Consider the following 17,393-nt stretch of genomic DNA (forward strand, 5'->3'; position numbering starts at 1 on the left):
GCTGGGGATAATCGTCGTCCCGTGCGAGCGGTCGTGGCGCGGGCGGCGGGGACACCCGGGACATCGGCGACGGCGGCTGATCAGCGGAAGTCGCGGGAGGCATGCGAGACGCCCACTCTCAGATCTTCGAAATCGTCGGCGAGGATGTTCGTGACACCTTCGGGCGAACGCTCCAGCATGCCGCGGATGATGAGAGCGGGGGAGTCGCGCACCACGCGACGATGGCGGTTCCACACGCCCTGTGAACAGATCACGTTGACCAGTCCGTCCTCGTCCTCCAGATTCAGGAACGTGATGCCGGAGGCAGTCGCCGGGCGTTGCCGGTGCGTCACCAGGCCCGCTACGAGCACCCGACGACCGGTCTCGTGCGTGCGCAGCTGAGAGGAACGCAGCACACCGCGATCGTTCAGGACCGAGCGGAAGTGCGTCATCGGATGATCGTCCGTGGAGACGCCGGTGGCCCAGAGATCTGCGGCCAGAGTCTCGTAGGCGGAGGGATCGGCGAACAGGGGCGGCTGCACAGCGATCGCCGTCCCGGGGAGGTACTCGGAACGATCCTCCGCGGCAGCACCCGCCTGCCACAGCGCCTCGCGTCTGCTCATGCCGAGATGCTCGAAGGCGCCGGCGGTGGCGAGCGACTCCACCTGAACCGCGGTGATGCCGGTGCGACGCACCAGATCGTGCAGGTCGGCGAACCTCCCGCGGGCCTGACGCTCTGCCACGATGCGGCGGGCGGTGGGGGCTCCAATGCCCTTCACCCCGGCAAGGCCCAGCCGCACCGCCCACGCTCCATCCCGGCGATGGGCGACGGAGCGATCCGGTGCTTCGCGATCGAACAGCCCCACCGGGGGCTGGGTGGCGTCCAGGCAGGAATCGAGCCCGGTGGCCGTGGGGTCATCGCCGATCAGCTCGACCCCATCGGTCGCACCGGACAGCTCCAGGTGAGGACGGAGCACCTGGACCCCGTGATGGCGGGCGTCGGTGACGAGAGACGCGGGCGAGTAGAAGCCCATCGGCTGAGAACGCAGGAGCCCGGCCAGGAACGCCGCCGGATAGTGCAGTTTGATCCAGGAACTGGCGTAGACCAGCAGGGCGAACGAAATCGAATGGGACTCCGCGAAACCGAAGTTCGAGAATGCCTGGATCTGTGCGTAGATGGCATCCGCCGCCTCATCGCTGAGGTTGTTCTCGCGCATACCGGCGTAGAGCTTCTCCTTCAGCGAATCGATGCGCTCCAGCCCGCGTTTGGATCCCATCGCGCGCCGCAGCAGATCGGCGTCCTCACCGGTGCAGTTGCCGATGGCCATCGCCATCTGCATGAGCTGCTCCTGGAAGACCGGGATCCCCAGGGTCCGCTCCAGCACGGATTCGAGCTTGGGGTGCGGGTAGGTGATCTTCTCCTGCTTCATCTTGCGCCGCACGAACGGGTGCACGGCACCACCCTGGATCGGACCGGGACGGATCAGGGCGATCTGGATGACGAGATCGTAGAACCGCCGCGGCTGCAGGCGCGGCAGCAGTCCCATCTGGGCTCGCGACTCCACCTGGAACACGCCGATGGAGTCAGCGCGGCACAGCATGTCGAAGACCGCGGGCTCCTCCTTGGGGATGGTCTCCAGTTTCCAGACCTCGCCCGTGGACTGCTCGATGAGGTCGAAGCAGTGCTGTAGCGCCGCCAGCATCCCGAGCCCCAGCAGGTCGAACTTCACCAGCCCCATCCATGCGGCGTCATCCTTGTCCCACTGTATGACGGTGCGATTCGCCATGCGCGCATGCTCGACGGGAACGACCTCCCCGACGGGCCGGTCCGTCAGCACCATCCCGCCCGAATGGATGCCCAGATGGCGCGGAGCCTTGAGCAGCTCGGTGGCGTACTCGACCACCTGGCCGGGGATGTCGTGGTTCTGCTCACTGGACAGATCAGCGCCCCAGCGCTCGATCTGACGGGACCAGGCATCCTGCTGGCCGGGGGAGTACCCCAGTGCCCGAGCCATGTCGCGCACCGCGTTCTTCGGGCGGTACTGGATCACGTTGGCCACCTGCGCGGCGCGCTCGCGACCGTACTCGCCGTACACCCACTGGATGATCTCCTCGCGACGATCGGAGTCGAAGTCCACGTCGATGTCGGGCTCCTCATCGCGGAGGGAGGAGAGGAAGCGGGCGAAGGGCAGGTCGTACTTGATCGCGTCGACCGCGGTGATGTCCAGCAGATAGCAGACGGCGCTGTTCGCAGCCGATCCGCGTCCCTGGCAGAGGATTCCTCGTCGGCGCGCTTCCTGCACGATGCCGTACACGATGAGGAAGTAGCCCGGGAAATCCTTCTGCTCGATGACGGCCAGCTCGTCGTCGATGCGCCGGATGACCGCGGCATCGGCATGCGGGTACTTCCGAGGCACTGCACCGTGCACCAGCTCGCGGAGATAGCTCATGGGGGTGTGCCCCTCCGGAACGTCCTGCTTCGGAAGCGCCGGGCGGGCGCGACGCAGGGGGAAGGCGAGCTCGTCGGCGAGGGTCACCGTGCGTGCCACCGCTCCCGGATACCGCGTGAAGCGCAGGTGCATCTCCGCTCCGGAACGCAGATGCGCTCCGCCGTGTGCCGGAAGCCAGCCGTCGAGTTCGTCCATGCTCCGGTTCGCACGCACTGCGGCGACGGCGGAGGCGAGGTGCGACTGCCGGGGGCGGGCGTAGTGGACGTTGTTGCTGGCGAGAGTGGGGAGACGATGCCGGGCGGCCAGCGCGGCGAGGGTGTCGTTGCGCACGGTGTCTTCCGGTTCGCCGTGATCGGTGAGCTCCACGTGCACGTTGTCACGCCCGAACAGCGCGGACAGTCGCTCCAGCGCCGCGGATGCTCCGTCGACACCGGGGGCGCCGGTAGCGGACTTTCCGAGCAGCCGGCCGAGCAACGGGGAATCCGGTCCCTCCAGTGCCTGCCGGACGAGGCCCTTGCGGCATCCGGTGAGCACCGCCCACTCGCCGCCGGATTGTGCACCGAGCTCGTCGAGGTCGTACACCGGGCGGCCCTTCTCGCCACCGCGCAGCTGGGCTCGCGTAATGGCTCCTGCGAGCCGGTGATACCCCTCTTCGCCGCGAGCCAGCACGAGCAGATGCGCTCCCGCCGGATCGGCCTGCCCGTTCTGCGGGCCCGGCAGCCCGAGGGAGAGCTCCGCACCGAACACCGTACTGACGCCCGTCGCCTCTGCAGCCTCGGCGAAGCGGACGATGCCGTAGAAGCCGTCGTGGTCGGTGAGGGCAAGGGCATGAAGTCCGAGCCGTTCCGCTTCTTCGACGAGCTCTTCGGGGGAGGAGGCTCCGTCCAGAAAGGAGAACGAGGAGTGGGCGTGCAGCTCGGCGTAGGGCAGCGCGTCCTCAGGACGCACCACGGGCGGGGGCGAATAGGCTCCGCGGTGCCGGCTCCATGCGGGGCTGTCCCCGCCATCGGCTCCGGCCGGTACGGGAGTCTCCCGAGTGCCGCTCAGCACCTTCTCCAGCTTCGACCAGGAGATCGGCGGGTTGGAGAATCCCATCAGTCATACCTCCCTTCCACGCGCCATCCGGACTCGTCTCGCAGTACGAGCCAGGCGGATTCGTCGGCACACAGCAGTTGCAGGCGGTGAGCGCGGACGGCGTTCTCCGCGTCCCACTCCCGTTCGCGCAGCGCCCAGGGGCCGGCCCACCCCTCCACATGACGCGATGAGTCGTCATGGAGGAGCATCACCGGTTCTGCGCTCAGCACACCGCGTTCGTCCACTTCGATCTGCTCCCCGTCATGCCCGAGCACGCGGACGGAGCGGCGCTCACGAAAGACCGTCGTCGGCAGCGGGTCCGGCATCCGTCCAGGCCACGGGCGGTGCGGATCCCGCGTGAGGACCGCACGATCGCCCCAGGGGATGAGGGACTGCCGATCGGCGAGCAGACGACCGCCCGAAGCGGCGGCGACCAGCACCCCCTCATGGCCGAGGATTCCCTGCACACGGGAGAGGGCATGGTGCAAGCGGGCATCGGTGCCCTGGCCGAACAGGCCCGGCTGATGGTGCGCGGCATCGTCGACAGCCTCGGGGATGAGCTTGACCCGGCAGACGCCTCCTGCCAGCAGCGGTTCGGACGCCTCCCACGAGCTCTGCAACTGCCATCGGACGCGATCCACGATCCCGCTGGCGTCGAAGCACGAGGGATGCAGCCAGATGCGCTCTGCGATGTGACCACGATCATCGTGCAGTTCGATGCGCAGCTCGGTGCACACCAGGGACACATCGGCCAGCGCCCGAATGACCGCGTCCGCTGTGGTGCGCACCGCGAACGCGACCTGATCCGCCTGTTCCAGGGGCGGCTCGAAGGAGACCTCGCGGGACAGTTTCGGCGGCGGGGTGCGACTGGTCACCGGACGCGAGTCCGCTCCGGCGGCCAGCGTCTGCAGGCGTGCGCCGGTTTCGGAGAGACGATCATGGACGCGGGTGGGATCGAGTGCGGCGAACTCGCCCAGAGTGCGCACTCCGAGCCGAGCCAGGAAGTCGGCCAGTGCGGGCTCGTCGAGCACCGTTACCGGGAGGGGGGACAGGAACTCGGCGGAGTCTCCCGGGGCGACGATGTGGACATCGTCCGCCGCGGCTGCCCGCGCCGCATGCTCGGCCGTGAAGGGGCCGTCCGCGACTCCCGCCCGCACTCCCGGTGCACCATGCTGGGAAAGCACGCGCAGAAGAACGCGAGCCGCCTCGTCCTCACCGCCGTAGTAGCGGGCGGGGCCACGGGCGCGCAAGGCGCACAGGCCGGGGCGCAGCAGCTGGACGCCGGGGGAGAGCTCTTCGACGGCGGCGATGAACGGCTGGAAGAATCGTGCATCGCGATCCGGATCGTCGGCGACGAGATGGACCGACGGGCAGGCGGCCTGTGCGTCGCGGCGGCGGCTTCCTCGTCGTACTCCTTCCGCGCGGGCGGATGCGGAGCATGCGATGACCGTGTTGGCGCGGATGATCGCCACGGGGGCGGCGGGATCCCAGGGCTGTGGCAGGCTCAGCGAATACGCCGTGACCGGCCAGTCCGGAAACCACAGCACGAGAGTGCGTTCGGGAGTGTTCATCGTGCCCCCGCAGATGCGAGCACGCGTTCATCGCGGCGGGTGGCGAGCTCGTCCTCTCCGATGACGGAGGAGGTGAACGGAACGGGAACGGGAGGCTGCGGGGTGTGCAGGGCCCCTGTCGGTCCGGGAAGCTGGACACGCGAGCGTCGTGTTCCGGACGAGCGGCGTCCTCGTGCGGTGACCGTGACGGTGCGCGATCGCAGCAGGCCGTACCCTGCGCCGAGTCCGTCCCAGTGCGGATCGTCCAGACGGAGTGTCACATCCGCGCCCGACCAATCGCCGTCGATCACCAGGACGCTGCCGCGGTCTCGCAGGCGTGCGCTCAATCGTGCGACCTCGGCGTCGCGGGGGCGTGTCGGCGGGCGGACGACGATCAGCGGCATGACTTCGGAGACAGCGGCCGCGACCGACATCCAGCGCTCGCCGGGCCGGGGGATGAGGGCGAGACGGTCCAGGGCGATGCCATAGGCGGAAGCCGCCTCCGTGCCGAGTGCGGGGATGCCGAGGACCGCGCACCAGGATCCTGCGCGCGACGCTTCGCTCAGTAGCGCCAGCAGCAGACTGGTGGAGGAATCGACAGCGTAGACGGAACCGGGGGCAAGGCCGCCTCCGGGAAACAACGAGGAGAGCTCCTCGGAGACGGGCACCAGGGCTGTGTCGGCACGGCGTCGCTGCATGGTGTCGATGCGGCCCTGCAGGCGCTCGATCTCGGCGGCGAGGTCGCCGAGATCGGTTTTTCGTGCCAGTGCCATGGATCGATCCTAGAAAGTATGTTCGAATATCGCAACGCGATACGAGCACACTAATTCGAACGTCGGACATTGTTGCCCGGCGTTCGGATTCGATCGATGAGCGGGCGTCAGGAGTACACGGCGCGCTCGAAGGCGTCCAGGCCCCGCTCCGCCGCATCATCGAACCAGGGCAGCAGCTGCGCGCTCCAGACGGCGGCGATGCCGCTGCCGCGATCGATCCAGAAGTGCACGTTGGCCAGTCCCGCCCACGACAGGGAGCCCGCCCGGCGGCCACCGGGAAGGTCCTCCTCCAGGCGCAGCAGCGACACCGCCCAGGACTTCGCCCTGCCGGGGAAGAGGTCCACGGGCCGGGTGAGCGCGGGGATCGCGGACGTGAACGGGTGCACCGTCACGCCCGGCATCGCCTGTACCGCCCAGGAGATCGTCTCCGGTCGCAGAACGCGTCCTGCCGGCGCGGCGCCGTCCCCGAGCCAGGCCCGCAGGAAGGCCAGGTAGTCGGCGACCGTGCCGAACAGCCCCTGTCCGCCCATGTCCACCTCGGGGCGCACGGGCGGAATCGCCGGGGAGGGGCGCAGCGTGCCGTCGCTGCGCCGCCGGTGTGCGGGCACGAGGCGTGCGGCACGTTCCGGCGGCATGTCGAAGGAGGTGTCGGTCATCGCGCACGGCTCGAAGATCCGGGTGCGCAGGACGTCCTCCAGGCGCTGCTCGCGCACGGCGGCGATCACCAGTCCCAGCCAGTCCATCGAGATGCCGTAGGTCCACCGCTCGCCGGGGTCGTGCAGCAGGGGCTGAAACAGGGAATCGCGCAGCGGGGTCGTGGTGCCGGCCCGGGAGCGGGCCAGCAGCGCGAGGCGCTCGTCGAACATGTCGTACCCGAAACCCGATGTGTGCAGCAGCAGATCGCGCACGGTGATCGGGGTGCGAGGTGGACGCGTGTGCGGTGTCCCGTCCGCGTCGACGCTCTCCAGCACCCCCACGCGCTCGATCTCCGGGAGCAGTCGAGCCACCGGGGTGTCCAATGCGAACAGGCCGTCTTCGATGCACTGCAGGGCGGCAGTGGCCGTCACCTGTTTGGTCGCCGAGTACAGGGCGATGATCCCATCGGCGCGGAGCGGATCGGGCTCGTCGGCCCGGGGCCGTCCCCGCGCAGTCAGGTGCCGGACGCCGTCGATGCCCGTCACGCCCGCGATGATCCCCGGAATGCCCTCGTCCACCGCATCCTGGACGGCCCTGTCCACAGCCTCTGCACGCATGAGCAGAGCCTATGTCGCGGTGTCGGCGGTGTGCGTCAGGATCAGAGCATGCGATTCGAATTCGACGCTCCGCTCTGGCGCTGGGAGGCGCGTACGGCGGACTGGTACTTCGTCACGGTTCCCGCCGAGCTCGGCGGTGACATCGCCGAGCTGCCCCGGATGAGACGTGGATTCGGCGCGGTCAAGGTCGAAGCGACCATCGGTGTCACCCGGTGGCGCACCTCGATCTTCCCGCAGCGGGAGATCCCCGGCGTGGGTCAGGAGTATGTCCTTCCCGTGAAGAAGGAGGTGCGCGTGGCCGAGGGGCTGGAGCCGGAAGCGGACGTGCGCGTGGTCATCGACCTCGTCCTCCCGTGATCTGGGCCGGGCTGAGGTTCCTGGGAGCGTTTGCAAGTTCATGAGAAAAGTCTCATACTCGGAGGAGTACTCGTTCTCCTGCGCTGCGAGAGTCGCCACCCGAAGGCGATAGCAGGAGTGACGGTCAGGCCGAGATCGTTCCTCCCGGCTTCGCCCGTCCGACGCCGACCCCCTCGGTTCCGGACGGGCGATTTTCGTTGTCCACAGGCGGTCTCGCCGCTGCGTGCAGCGGCCTATCCTCCCGGGATGAGCGCACCCCGCACGCAGACCCGCCGGAGAGTCCTCGTCGCCATCGCCACGGCTCCGCTCAGCCTCGGCGCGCTCGTCCTGGCTCTGGACGCCATGATCCGCGGCCGGCTGCCGCTTCCGGGATCCCCGCTGGTCGGTGTCGTCGCGGTCCTCGTCCTCGCGGTGGCGGGCGCCGCCTTCACCGTGATCGACATCACCGAGCACCGTCTGCCCAACACGATCATGCTCTCGAGCTTTGCCGCGCTGGTGGCATGCGTGCTGATCGGCTGGGGTCAGGACGGCGACGGCTCCGCTGTGCTGCGAGCGGCGGGAGGGGCGCTCGGTCCGTTCCTCGCGTTCTTTCTGCTGTCGTTGCTGCGCCCCGGCGGGGTGGGCGGCGGTGATGTGAAACTCGCCGGCCTTGTGGGAGCGCTCGCGTCCTGGGCGTCCTGGGAGTCGCTCGCCCTCTGTTTCGCGGCGGCCTTCGTCAGCGCGGGAGCCTTCGCGCTCGGGGGCCTCGCGCTCGGACGACTGCGCGCGCATCAGGCCGTTCCCTTCGGTCCGTTTCTCATTCTGGGTGGGTGGTGCGGCCTGCTGCTGCGATGACCGCGCACCTGGCGGACGTACGGCGCTCACTTCGCCGCATTCGGCGGTTCTCGCCCGTCCGAATGCGGCTCATGATGGGAAAACGCCCTCCCGGGCGCGAGACCCAGCGTGAGAACACAGGAGTTCCCCATGTCCGACACCCTCGTCCGTCCTCCGTTCGATGCCGAATCCGAAGCGGTGCTCACCCTCGTGCAGGAGCAACTCCCGCCGGTCACTCCGGAGACCATCACCCTCATGCGACAGGGCGCCCTGCAGGAGGGCGACAGCCGGGTCGCCGATGCCCTCGCGGCGGCCGGGATCAGCAGGCGCGATGTGACGATCCCCGGATATCGGGGTGAGGAGATCGAGGTCTCCGTTCTCTCACGGGCGGATCACACCGGCCTCGGGCCCGGCATCTTCCACACCCACGGCGGCGGCATGATCGTGGGCGATCGCCTGGTGGGCATCGAGCAGCTGATCCCGTGGATCGTGGAGCACGACGCCGTCGTGGTCACGGTGGAGTACCGCCTCGCGCCGGAATTCCCCGACCCGTATCCCACGGAGGACGCGTACGCCGGGCTCATCTGGACCGCGGAGAACGCCGCCGAACTGGGCATCGACCCGGCCCGGATCCTGGTCGCCGGTGCAAGCGCGGGCGGGGGTCTCGCGGCGGCGATGGCCTTGATGGCCCGTGACAGGAAGGGGCCGGCGCTGATCGGCCAGCTCCTCATCTGCCCGATGCTCGACGATCGCGATGCCACCGCCTCCACCCACCAGTACCCCGACCGCGGCACCTGGGTCCGTTCTGCGAATCTGACCGGCTGGTCGGCGCTGCTGGGGGAGCGACGGGGTGGCGACGACGTCTCCATCTACGCCGCTCCCGCACGTGCCACCGATCTCACTGGCCTTCCCTCCGCGTACATCGACTGCGGCTCGGCCGAAGTGTTCCGCGACGAGGACGCCGCCTACGCCACATCGCTGTGGCGCGACGGTGTGCAGGCCGAACTGCACGTGTGGGCCGGCGGATTCCATGGCTTCGACATGCTCGCCGGGCACACCGCTCTGGCGCAGGCGGCGACGGCTGCCCGGAACGCCTGGGTGGCCCGGCTCATCGGAGCCTGATCCGCCGGGAGCGCGGCGGACGGATCGATAGACTGGCGTGCGAGCGCGAGGGAGCGCAGATGCAGCGACTGGCCGGAAACCTCCGAACGATCGATCCCGAGGCGAGTGAGAGCCTGCGGATCGTCTCGTACTTCGATGTGCTCATCTCCCGTGGCGTCTCGGTCGACGCGCTCCTGCGCGGGGCCGCGGTGATGGCGAACGCGGTGGCGGGAGCCGCCGTACGCGGACGTGTCATCCGCCGTGACCCTGAGGGGCGCTCGCCGCAGGAAGAGACGCCGGACGGGTCGCCGCGGATCGACGGCGGCGAGTGGAGCGCCTGGATCGAACGGGACGGCGGGCCCGCCCCACTCGACGATGTCATCCTGGAGCGGCTGGCGCTCGGCATCGCCCTCAGCGAGTCCCGTCGTCGCGCGCCCGGCGGCATCGACGCGGTCATCGATGCCGCAACCGGTGAGGTGGAACGGGTCGCCGCGCTGGCGCGGTTGCGCATCGAGCCCGGGACCCCGATCCGTGTGGTGGCCACGTCCGCCGATGCCTCCGAGGCGCTCGCCGACACGATCATCGTGCCGACGCGGCGGGCGCTGGTACGCGTGCGCCTGGATCGAGAGTTCGTCACGCCCGCGGCGCCGGGCCTATGGGGTCTGGGAACGGTGGTGCGCGCCGATCATGCCCCGGAGTCCCTGGATGCGGCCCTGATCGCTCTACGTCTTGCCGACGAGCGGGACCGCATCGTCGACGCCGCGGAGTTCGGCTCACTGCTGCTGCTGGCGCGTGCGTTCGATCCCGATCACCTTCCCGCCGATGTCGTCGCGCTGGCCGCCTTGGACGAGCGTTCACAGCTCGTGCTGCGAGCGCTCGCCGAGGCCGAGAGCATGCGCTCGGCCTCGGCGGCACTGGGCATGCACCACTCCAGCGTGCAGGCGCGACATGAGGCGCTGACCCAGGCGCTGGGCTACGACCCGCGCACTCCGCTCGGACGCGCCCGATACGCGGCCGCCGCGATGCTGTTCCGGCTCGCCGGATCCTCGGAGCGATGACCGGGCGATGTCGATGCCCGGGAGTAGCATGTGGCCATGGCGATTGCACGACTTTCCGGTGGCCCGCTCGACGGCCAGCTCCTGCCCCTTGACGATGCCGACCAGGATGAGCTGATCCTGCCCTACACCGAGGGACAGGTGGTGTACCGTCGCGCCGGCGCCCTGGAGAACACCGGCGCATCGGACGGCGCCACGACGGCGGAGTTCCACTTCGTCGAGGACACCGAGCCCATCAATCCTTCCGACGACTGACGTGGCCGGTCCGCAGCGCAGTTTCGAGATCGAGGTCACCTTCGACGCGGACACGACGACTCCGCTTCCGGATTGGAGCGTCCTCCCGGGCGTCCATCAGGTCGTGGGGCCCGAGATCCGCCCGCTGGATGCGCTGTATCTGGACACAGCGTCGGGAACGCTGGCACGATCCGGCGTGGCCATCCGGCGCCGCACGGGTGGACCCGACGAAGGCTGGCACCTGAAGGGGCCGATCGTCGACGGCGGGCGGGTGGAGCTGCACTGGCCGATCACCCCTGGCATCGACATTCCGGACACCGTGCGGCAGGCTGCCGCCGAGTGGACCGAGGAGCCGCTGGTTCCGCTGGCGCGGATCCGTAACGAACGCCACGCGTTCGAGCTGCGTGACGGCGAAGGCGGGGTCATCGCCGAGATGGTGGACGACCACGTCGAGGCGGAGGATCTCCGGTCAGGGCAGGCGCGCGCCTGGCGGGAATGGGAGGTCGAGCTCGGCCCTGCCGCTCCGGCGGATCGGGGCGAGCGGGACGAGTTCTTCGCCGCGGCCACCCTGCTCGCTCATGGAGCGGGCGCACGACCGGCGTCGTCCGCATCGAAGCTGGCCCGCGCACTCGGCCACTGAACACGGTCACGGAGAAGGCAGAGGAGCCGGCATGCGCGCGGAAGACCTGCACGAGGTGGCGGCCCGGCGTGCGGACGAGCTTCCCGGTGCCGAACTCACTCATCCCTTCGGGCCGGACTGGGACGTCTACAAAGTCCGCGGGAAGGTCTTCATGCTGCAGGGGGCACGCGGCGGCGAGGTTCATGTGACGCTCAAGTCGGCGCCGGAGGACGCACGTGCTCTGCGGGAGTCATACGAGGACATCACCGCGGGCTATCACATGAACAAGAAGCACTGGATCACGGTGTACGCCGGAGGAAGCCTCGACGAGGAGCTGCTGCGCGAGCTCGTCACCGAGTCCTACGTGCTCGTCCTCGAGGGCATCCCTCGGCGCGACCGGCCGGTCGATCCGGCGAGATTCGCGCACCGCTCGGCGGGCTGAGGGCGAGATCGCCCACCACGCTACCGAAGCAGCCGGCACCGCCCGTCACCGTCGCACGACCACTGCGCAACGCGCGTGATGCGCTGAGGGCGCCGCCCGGATTCCCGGACAGCGCCCTCAGTGTGATCGATCAGAAGTTGATCATGTGGCCGGTGAGGCCGTGGAACGTCTCCTGCAGCGCCTCCGACAGCGTCGGGTGCGTGTGCACGTTGCGCGCCAGCTCCCAGGCCGTGAGATCCCACTTCTGTGCGAGGGTGAGCTCAGGCAGAAGCTCGGAAACGTCCGGGCCGATCATGTGAGCGCCGAGGAGCTCCAGGTGCTCCGCGTCGGCGATGACCTTGACGAAACCGACGGGCTCGCCCAGGCCGTGAGCCTTGCCGTTGGCCATGAAGGGGAAGGTCGCCACCTTGATCTCGTGGCCGGCGTCCTTCGCCTGCTGCTCGGTGAGGCCGAACGAGGCCACCTGCGGCTGGCAGAACGTGGCGCGCGGCATCATGCGGTAGTCACCGAGCGTCATGGTCTCGGCGTTGCCGATGGTCTCGGCGGCGACGACACCCTGGGCCTCGGCGACGTGGGCCAGCTGCAGCTTGGCGGTCACGTCACCGATCGCGTAGATGTGCGGCACATTGGTGCGCATGTGGTCGTCGATGTCGATGGCGCCGCGGTCGGTGAGGGCGACACCGGTGTTCTCCAGGCCGTAGCCGGTGACGTTCGGGGCGAATCCGACCGACATCAGGACCTTCGATGCGTCGATGGAGCCGGCCTGGCCGTCCTTGCCGGTGTAGGTGACCGTGACGTTGCCACCGTTGTCGGTGATCGTCTCGACCTTGGTGGAGGTGAGGATGTCGATCCCGTAGTTGCGGTACTGCTTCTGGATCTCCTTCGAGACGTCGGCGTCCTCGTTGGGGAGGGCGCGATCGAGGAACTCGATGATGGTGACCTTGGCGCCGAAGTTGGAGAGCACGTAGGCGAACTCCATGCCGATGGCACCCGCACCCACGATGACGATGGACTCAGGGACATCGCGCGTGAGGATCTGCTTCTCGTACGTGACGACGTTCTCGCTCAGCTGCACGCCGGGCAGCAGGCGCACGGTCGAGCCGGTGGCGATGATGACGTTGTCGAACGTGACCGTCTCCTCGCCGCCCTTGCTGAGCGCGACCGAGATGGTGTTGGCATCGGTGAAGGTGCCACGGCCGTCGTACTCGGTGACCTTGTTCTTCTTCATCAGGTAGTGGATGCCCTTGACGCGGCCGTCGGCCACCTCGCGTGAGCGATCCCAGGCCACGCCGTAGTCCATGGAGATGTTCTGACCGGAGATGCCGAAGAAGTCCAGCTTGTGAGTCAGCGTGTGGGCGATCTCGGCGTTCTTCAGAAGCGACTTCGACGGGATGCACCCGACGTTGAGGCAGACGCCTCCCCAGTACTTCTCTTCGATGATCGCGGTGGACAGTCCGAGCTGAGCGCTTCGCACGGCCGCGACGTATCCGCCGGGGCCCGCGCCGAGGATGACGACGTCATAGTGAGGCATGCCTCCAGCCTAGCGCTCCGCGGCGGGCAGTCACTCCTGTCGTGGAGGTCTGTCGGCTTTACGTACACTGTGTACGTATCGCCGACAGAGGGGGACTTCCGCATGCCTCGTGCCACACGGGCCGCTGCTGAGCGGACCCGCATCTCGCTCCTGAGGACAGCCGCATCGCTTTTCGCTGAACGCGGGTTCCACGCCGTTTCAGTCGGGGACGTGGCCGGCGCGGTCGGCGTCAGCAGGGGAGCGGTCTACCACAACTGGGCCGACAAGACGGCGTTGTTCGCGGAGGTGGTCGAGCACGCTCACGCCGATGCCGCTGAGCGGGCCGCCGCCGCGGCGGACGGAGACGACCCGATCGACGTACTGGTTGCTGGTGCACTGGCCTATGTGGCGGCGTGCGCCGATGATCGCCATCGGCGCATCCTGCTGGTCGACGGCCCCGCCGTGATCGATCGTGCGCGCTGGGCCGCCCTGGAGCGCGAGTACGCGGCGTCGTTGCTGGCTGACGCCCTGGAGCTCGCTGACGTGGACCCGATGCAGCGCCCCGCCGTGTCGCTACTGCTCGCCGGTGCCGTGCAACGAGCGGTCGTGGGCGTCGCCGAGGGGATGCCGCTGGAGGCGCTGCACGCTCCGCTGCGGGCCATGATCGAGGCGACGGTTCGCCGCTGACGACAGACGACGATCGTCACGCGCCGGTCGCTGCGATATCAGACCAGGAACATTCGTACGGAACACCAACATCAGCACAGAGATGTATGGGATACCCCTCTCTCGAATTGCCTGTCCCCAACATGATTCGGATAGGCTGGTCAGACGAAGGAGGACGAGCGTGTCTGCAGATGAGAACGGCCTGAGCCAGGTCCACCGCGAAGGTGACCGGTACGACCGGGGATCGGACAACACCCAGACTTTCGGTGGCCACGATTCCGACCTGTCGTTCGTGCCCTTCGGAGCCGAGCTCACCGAGGCGGAGGTCGACGCCATCGGCGCGCTGCCGTCCGGATCCGCGATCCTGCTGGTGCGTTCCGGCCCCACGGCGGGTGCACGCTATCTGGTGGACGGTGACGTCACCACGATCGGTCGTCACCCGGAGGCGGACATCTTCTTCGACGACGTCACGGTCTCGCGCCGTCACGCCGAGATCGTGCGCAGCGGTCGCACGTTCGAGATGATCGACCAGCGCTCGCTCAACGGCACCTACCTCAACGGCGAACGCGCTGACCGCGGCGTGCTGACCAACGGCGCAGAGGTTCGCATCGGCAAGTTCCGCCTGAACTTCTTCGCCTCGCCCGCTGATCTCGGAACCGACGCCTGATGGCCGCCGCCGCCGACGCACGGGCGGCTTCCGGTTCTCTCCTCGGCATCGGGCAGGTGCTGCGGAGGCTGTCGCCGGAGTTCCCGGCACTCACCAGCTCCAAGCTTCGATTCCTGGAGGTGCAGGGAATCGTCACGCCGGCGCGCACTCCGAAGGGGTACCGGAAGTTCTCGCCCGCCGATGTGCAGCGGCTTACACTCGCACTGACCCTGCAGCGGGATCACTACCTTCCTCTTCAGGTGATTCGCGATTACCTGGACGACATCGACGCCGGACGGGAACCGGCCATCCCGGTGCCGCTCACCATCCACTCCACGGCTCGCCGGTACAACCGCGCGGAGCTGCTCGCCGCGAGCGGATCTGGAGCCCAGCTCCTCAACGATGCGATCAGCACCGGTCTCATCGCCGCGGGGGATTCCTACGGTGAGCAGGCGCTCACGATGCTGCGTGCCCTCGTGGCGCTGGACCAGCACGGCATCGAGCCGCGGCACGTGCGCGGTCTTCGTCAGTCCGCGGAGCGCGAGGTCGCCCTGATCGAATCCGCTCTCACTCCTCTCCTTCGCCGGACCGATGCGCCCTCGCGTGCGCGCGCCGATGAGGTTGCCCCGGAGCTCGCTGCGCGCTTGGATGAGGTGCGACAGATCTTCGTCAAGTCCGCCCTGGAGCGGATGCTCTCGTCCTGAGAGCGACACGCCGAATCGCTCACGCGAATGTCTCGGCGAGAGGACGACTCCTGCTCTAACTTTGGAGTAGAAGTTGAAAGTTTCTATCAGGAGGTGCGGGCATATGCTCGACGAGGGCGACGAGGCGCAGTTCTCCGCTGAGCTTCTCTTCACCGACGGCATGCCCGAGCTCGGCAACGAGGTGGGCTACCGCGGTGCGCAGGCCGCCCGCGCCGCAGGCATCACCTACCGTCAGCTGGACTACTGGGCCCGCACCGAGCTGGTCGAACCCACGGTGCGCGGTGCATCCGGCTCCGGTTCGCAGCGTCTCTACGGCTTCCGTGACATCCTCGTGCTCAAGCTGGTCAAGCGCCTCCTGGACACCGGCATCTCCCTGCAGCAGATCCGCACCGCGGTCGAGCAGCTTCGCGCCCAGGGCATCCGCGATCTCGCAGGCATCACGCTCATGAGCGATGGCGCCTCGGTCTACCTCTGCACCTCGAACGACGAGGTCATCGACCTGGTCAGTCGCGGTCAGGGCGTCTTCGGCATCGCCGTGGGCAAGGTGCTGCGTGAGGTCGAGTCCACGCTGGTGCAGTTCGATCCCACCGCTCCGGATCCGGTCGACGAGCTCGCCGCCCGCCGCGCACGTCGTACGGCCTGAGCGCTCCGTCTCTGAGACGATGCCCGGTCTGCATCACGTCGAGATCTGGGTGGCCGACACCGGTGACGGCCTGGACGACTGGCGGTGGTTGCTGAAAGAGCTGGGCTGGTCGCGAACGGCTGCGTGGCCGGAGGGGGAGACCTGGGCTGCCGGCGACCTGTATCTGACGTTCACCGGATCGCCGAATCTGCGTGACGTGCCCCACGATCGTCGCCGCCCCGGGCTCAACCACCTCGCGTTCCATGGCGGTGACCGGAGTGCTGTCGATCGGCTCATGACCGACGCCGTCGGCCACGGCTGGACGGCGCTGTACCACGAGCGCTACCCGCACGCCGGTGGACTCGACCACTACGCCGGATGGCTGGAGAACTCCGACGGCTTCAAGGCGGAGGTCGTCGCGCAGAGGCAGGAGTGACGCATGGGACTGACCCCCGAAGAACTGCTCAGCGGACCCCGTGGACGTCGGCTCTGTCTCGAACTCGCAGCGCAAGACCCCGACGTGACGAACGCGGTGTTCTGGACGTCCCACGCCCACGATGCAAGCTCCGGAGCGTCTGCGAGCTTCGGATGGGGGAGGCGCGAGCCCGACCGCGAGTTCTCACCGGAGACCGTCGCGGAACTGGTCGAGTCCGCATCGACGATGGTGACGGCGGAGACCGTCGGCCGTGCACTGGAGTACAGCGTCTGCTCCGCCCGGTACTGGCAGGAGCCGGACGGTCGCGATGTGCTCGCCGCGCAGGGGCGCATGATCGCTGCGCTGCGGCCGATGGCCGAGGCTGTCGCCGCCTGTGCGGGGATCGAGTGGTGGACATCCGCTCCCGCACACCACTGGCTCGTGGAGTATGACCCGCCGCAGGGGCTGGCGGAGCAGACAGCGCTGGATCCGGTGACCGATGTCAGCCGCGTGCGAGAGCGGATACGCGAGTGGCGGCGTGCCACCGTCACGGAGGAAGCGGTCGCGAAGCGCGACTATCCCGAAGACCCCGAGTACCCCAGAACCGGATCGTGGTGGTCGCTGGCGGGGTGGTATCGGCACACCGTCAGCCGCCTGCCTGACGCCCTCGCTCTCATGGAGGACAGCTACGGGCCGAAGGTCGCACGCACTTTCCCGGTGCACGGCGGATCGCGCGTCCTGGAGATCCGCACCCCGGAAGACTGGGTGAAGCTGTGCCGGAATGCGTCGGTTGATGTGTCGGCTTCACGCCGTCATGACTGGTTCCGAACGACCGGACGCGCCGGGGAGTGGGTGCTGCCCGACTGGGACGCCGTGGCCGAGCAGTGGGATGGCGTCCACCTCACGGTCGCCGCCTATCTGGCCGGGGCGGGTCGCGCGCTGGTGGTGGACGAGAGCCGCGCGTCGGTCATCGCGGGATGGGATCCCGACACGACGTTCTGGCTCACCAACACACTGGTGCTCGCGGATCTGCCGCCCCAGGATTGGGTTCTCGATGACGAGGGCGGGTGGCAGCCGCCGTCGCAGAACGGCGCCGGCGTGGCTTCGTGACGAATTGTGACGGTGACGGT

The 17,393-nt window shown here is 68.5% G+C and carries 18 protein-coding genes; 13 read left to right on the forward strand and 5 right to left on the reverse strand.

Annotated features, from left to right (window positions below):
• Positions 1-80 precede the first annotated feature (80 nt).
• The 4 genes from LQ566_RS12380 to LQ566_RS12395 all read right to left on the reverse strand — a co-directional run bounded on the left by LQ566_RS12380 (position 81) and on the right by LQ566_RS12395 (position 7,079).
• Positions 81-3,524, reverse strand: coding sequence for an error-prone DNA polymerase (locus tag LQ566_RS12380; protein ID WP_231092017.1), 3,444 nt, complete (start codon positions 3,522-3,524; stop codon positions 81-83).
• Positions 3,524-5,074 carry a DNA polymerase Y family protein gene (locus LQ566_RS12385; protein ID WP_231092018.1) on the reverse strand — a complete coding sequence of 517 codons (1,551 nt, stop codon included), beginning with the start codon at positions 5,072-5,074 and terminating at the stop codon, positions 3,524-3,526. Before LQ566_RS12385 ends, LQ566_RS12380 begins: the two co-directional genes overlap by 1 nt.
• A complete protein-coding gene (gene imuA', locus LQ566_RS12390) occupies positions 5,071-5,826 on the reverse strand; it encodes a DnaE2-dependent mutagenesis accessory factor ImuA' (RefSeq protein WP_231092019.1) in 756 nt (251 codons plus the stop codon). Before imuA' ends, LQ566_RS12385 begins: the two co-directional genes overlap by 4 nt.
• A gap of 107 nt (positions 5,827-5,933) precedes the next feature.
• Positions 5,934-7,079 carry a serine hydrolase domain-containing protein gene (locus tag LQ566_RS12395; protein ID WP_231092020.1) on the reverse strand — a complete coding sequence of 382 codons (1,146 nt, stop codon included), beginning with the start codon at positions 7,077-7,079 and terminating at the stop codon, positions 5,934-5,936.
• Between the two features lie 48 nt (positions 7,080-7,127).
• Here LQ566_RS12395 and LQ566_RS12400 point away from each other — a divergent pair, with 48 nt between their 5' ends.
• From LQ566_RS12400 to LQ566_RS12430, 7 genes are all read left to right on the forward strand, one after another.
• Positions 7,128-7,436 carry a DUF1905 domain-containing protein gene (locus tag LQ566_RS12400; RefSeq protein ID WP_231092021.1) on the forward strand — a complete coding sequence of 103 codons (309 nt, stop codon included), beginning with the start codon at positions 7,128-7,130 and terminating at the stop codon, positions 7,434-7,436.
• Positions 7,437-7,682: 246 nt separating this feature from the next.
• Complete coding sequence (locus tag LQ566_RS12405; protein ID WP_231092022.1) at positions 7,683-8,270, forward strand: prepilin peptidase; 588 nt, start codon at positions 7,683-7,685, stop codon at positions 8,268-8,270.
• Between the two features lie 129 nt (positions 8,271-8,399).
• Positions 8,400-9,371 carry an alpha/beta hydrolase gene (locus LQ566_RS12410; RefSeq protein WP_231092023.1) on the forward strand — a complete coding sequence of 324 codons (972 nt, stop codon included), beginning with the start codon at positions 8,400-8,402 and terminating at the stop codon, positions 9,369-9,371.
• A gap of 59 nt (positions 9,372-9,430) precedes the next feature.
• On the forward strand, positions 9,431-10,408 hold the full coding sequence (locus tag LQ566_RS12415; RefSeq protein WP_231092024.1) for a hypothetical protein: 978 nt from the start codon (positions 9,431-9,433) through the stop codon (positions 10,406-10,408).
• A gap of 36 nt (positions 10,409-10,444) precedes the next feature.
• Positions 10,445-10,660 carry a response regulator gene (locus LQ566_RS12420; RefSeq protein ID WP_231092025.1) on the forward strand — a complete coding sequence of 72 codons (216 nt, stop codon included), beginning with the start codon at positions 10,445-10,447 and terminating at the stop codon, positions 10,658-10,660.
• A gap of 1 nt (position 10,661) precedes the next feature.
• Entirely contained in the window at positions 10,662-11,279 is a 618-nt protein-coding gene (locus LQ566_RS12425; RefSeq protein WP_231092026.1) for a CYTH domain-containing protein, read from the forward strand.
• 31 nt (positions 11,280-11,310) lie between these two features.
• Positions 11,311-11,700 carry an MmcQ/YjbR family DNA-binding protein gene (locus LQ566_RS12430; RefSeq protein ID WP_231092027.1) on the forward strand — a complete coding sequence of 130 codons (390 nt, stop codon included), beginning with the start codon at positions 11,311-11,313 and terminating at the stop codon, positions 11,698-11,700.
• A gap of 130 nt (positions 11,701-11,830) precedes the next feature.
• On the opposite strand, the gene lpdA is transcribed toward LQ566_RS12430, so the two are convergent.
• Positions 11,831-13,231, reverse strand: coding sequence for a dihydrolipoyl dehydrogenase (lpdA, locus tag LQ566_RS12435; protein WP_231092028.1), 1,401 nt, complete (start codon positions 13,229-13,231; stop codon positions 11,831-11,833).
• Between the two features lie 102 nt (positions 13,232-13,333).
• Between lpdA and LQ566_RS12440 the strand changes: the two genes are divergently transcribed.
• The 6 genes from LQ566_RS12440 to LQ566_RS12465 all read left to right on the forward strand — a co-directional run bounded on the left by LQ566_RS12440 (position 13,334) and on the right by LQ566_RS12465 (position 17,373).
• Positions 13,334-13,897: a TetR/AcrR family transcriptional regulator gene (locus tag LQ566_RS12440; RefSeq protein WP_231092029.1), complete on the forward strand. Its 564-nt coding sequence runs from the start codon at positions 13,334-13,336 to the stop codon at positions 13,895-13,897.
• A 181-nt stretch (positions 13,898-14,078) separates the two neighbouring features.
• The gene (locus LQ566_RS12445) at positions 14,079-14,543 is read left to right on the forward strand and encodes an FHA domain-containing protein (RefSeq protein WP_231092138.1); all 465 of its coding nucleotides are present in this window, start codon (positions 14,079-14,081) and stop codon (positions 14,541-14,543) included.
• Positions 14,543-15,226 carry a transcriptional regulator FtsR gene (gene ftsR, locus LQ566_RS12450; RefSeq protein WP_231092030.1) on the forward strand — a complete coding sequence of 228 codons (684 nt, stop codon included), beginning with the start codon at positions 14,543-14,545 and terminating at the stop codon, positions 15,224-15,226. Before LQ566_RS12445 ends, ftsR begins: the two co-directional genes overlap by 1 nt.
• 103 nt (positions 15,227-15,329) lie before the next feature.
• Positions 15,330-15,869 carry a MerR family transcriptional regulator gene (locus LQ566_RS12455; RefSeq protein WP_308070936.1) on the forward strand — a complete coding sequence of 180 codons (540 nt, stop codon included), beginning with the start codon at positions 15,330-15,332 and terminating at the stop codon, positions 15,867-15,869.
• 19 nt (positions 15,870-15,888) lie between these two features.
• Positions 15,889-16,284: a VOC family protein gene (locus LQ566_RS12460; RefSeq protein ID WP_231092031.1), complete on the forward strand. Its 396-nt coding sequence runs from the start codon at positions 15,889-15,891 to the stop codon at positions 16,282-16,284.
• A gap of 3 nt (positions 16,285-16,287) precedes the next feature.
• Entirely contained in the window at positions 16,288-17,373 is a 1,086-nt protein-coding gene (locus LQ566_RS12465) for a hypothetical protein (protein ID WP_231092032.1), read from the forward strand.
• Positions 17,374-17,393 lie beyond the last annotated feature (20 nt).

Source organism: Microbacterium nymphoidis, from assembly GCF_021044885.1.
Lineage (GTDB): Bacteria > Actinomycetota > Actinomycetes > Actinomycetales > Microbacteriaceae > Microbacterium > Microbacterium nymphoidis.

Bases quoted from the DNA above. Each gene is read 5' to 3' on its own strand.
- ftsR (WP_231092030.1), top strand. From the start codon at position 14,543: ATGGCCGCCGCCGCCGACGCACGGGCGGCTTCCGGTTCTCTCCTCGGC.
- LQ566_RS12420 (WP_231092025.1), top strand. From the start codon at position 10,445: ATGGCGATTGCACGACTTTCCGGTGGCCCGCTCGACGGCCAGCTCCTG.
- LQ566_RS12460 (WP_231092031.1), top strand. From the start codon at position 15,889: ATGCCCGGTCTGCATCACGTCGAGATCTGGGTGGCCGACACCGGTGAC.
- LQ566_RS12455 (WP_308070936.1), top strand. From the start codon at position 15,330: ATGCTCGACGAGGGCGACGAGGCGCAGTTCTCCGCTGAGCTTCTCTTC.
- LQ566_RS12410 (WP_231092023.1), top strand. From the start codon at position 8,400: ATGTCCGACACCCTCGTCCGTCCTCCGTTCGATGCCGAATCCGAAGCG.
- LQ566_RS12380 (WP_231092017.1), bottom strand. From the start codon at position 3,524: ATGGGATTCTCCAACCCGCCGATCTCCTGGTCGAAGCTGGAGAAGGTG.
- LQ566_RS12400 (WP_231092021.1), top strand. From the start codon at position 7,128: ATGCGATTCGAATTCGACGCTCCGCTCTGGCGCTGGGAGGCGCGTACG.
- LQ566_RS12440 (WP_231092029.1), top strand. From the start codon at position 13,334: ATGCCTCGTGCCACACGGGCCGCTGCTGAGCGGACCCGCATCTCGCTC.
- LQ566_RS12430 (WP_231092027.1), top strand. From the start codon at position 11,311: ATGCGCGCGGAAGACCTGCACGAGGTGGCGGCCCGGCGTGCGGACGAG.
- LQ566_RS12465 (WP_231092032.1), top strand. From the start codon at position 16,288: ATGGGACTGACCCCCGAAGAACTGCTCAGCGGACCCCGTGGACGTCGG.
- LQ566_RS12405 (WP_231092022.1), top strand. From the start codon at position 7,683: ATGAGCGCACCCCGCACGCAGACCCGCCGGAGAGTCCTCGTCGCCATC.
- LQ566_RS12395 (WP_231092020.1), bottom strand. From the start codon at position 7,079: ATGCGTGCAGAGGCTGTGGACAGGGCCGTCCAGGATGCGGTGGACGAG.
- LQ566_RS12385 (WP_231092018.1), bottom strand. From the start codon at position 5,074: ATGAACACTCCCGAACGCACTCTCGTGCTGTGGTTTCCGGACTGGCCG.
- lpdA (WP_231092028.1), bottom strand. From the start codon at position 13,231: ATGCCTCACTATGACGTCGTCATCCTCGGCGCGGGCCCCGGCGGATAC.
- LQ566_RS12415 (WP_231092024.1), top strand. From the start codon at position 9,431: ATGCAGCGACTGGCCGGAAACCTCCGAACGATCGATCCCGAGGCGAGT.
- imuA' (WP_231092019.1), bottom strand. From the start codon at position 5,826: ATGGCACTGGCACGAAAAACCGATCTCGGCGACCTCGCCGCCGAGATC.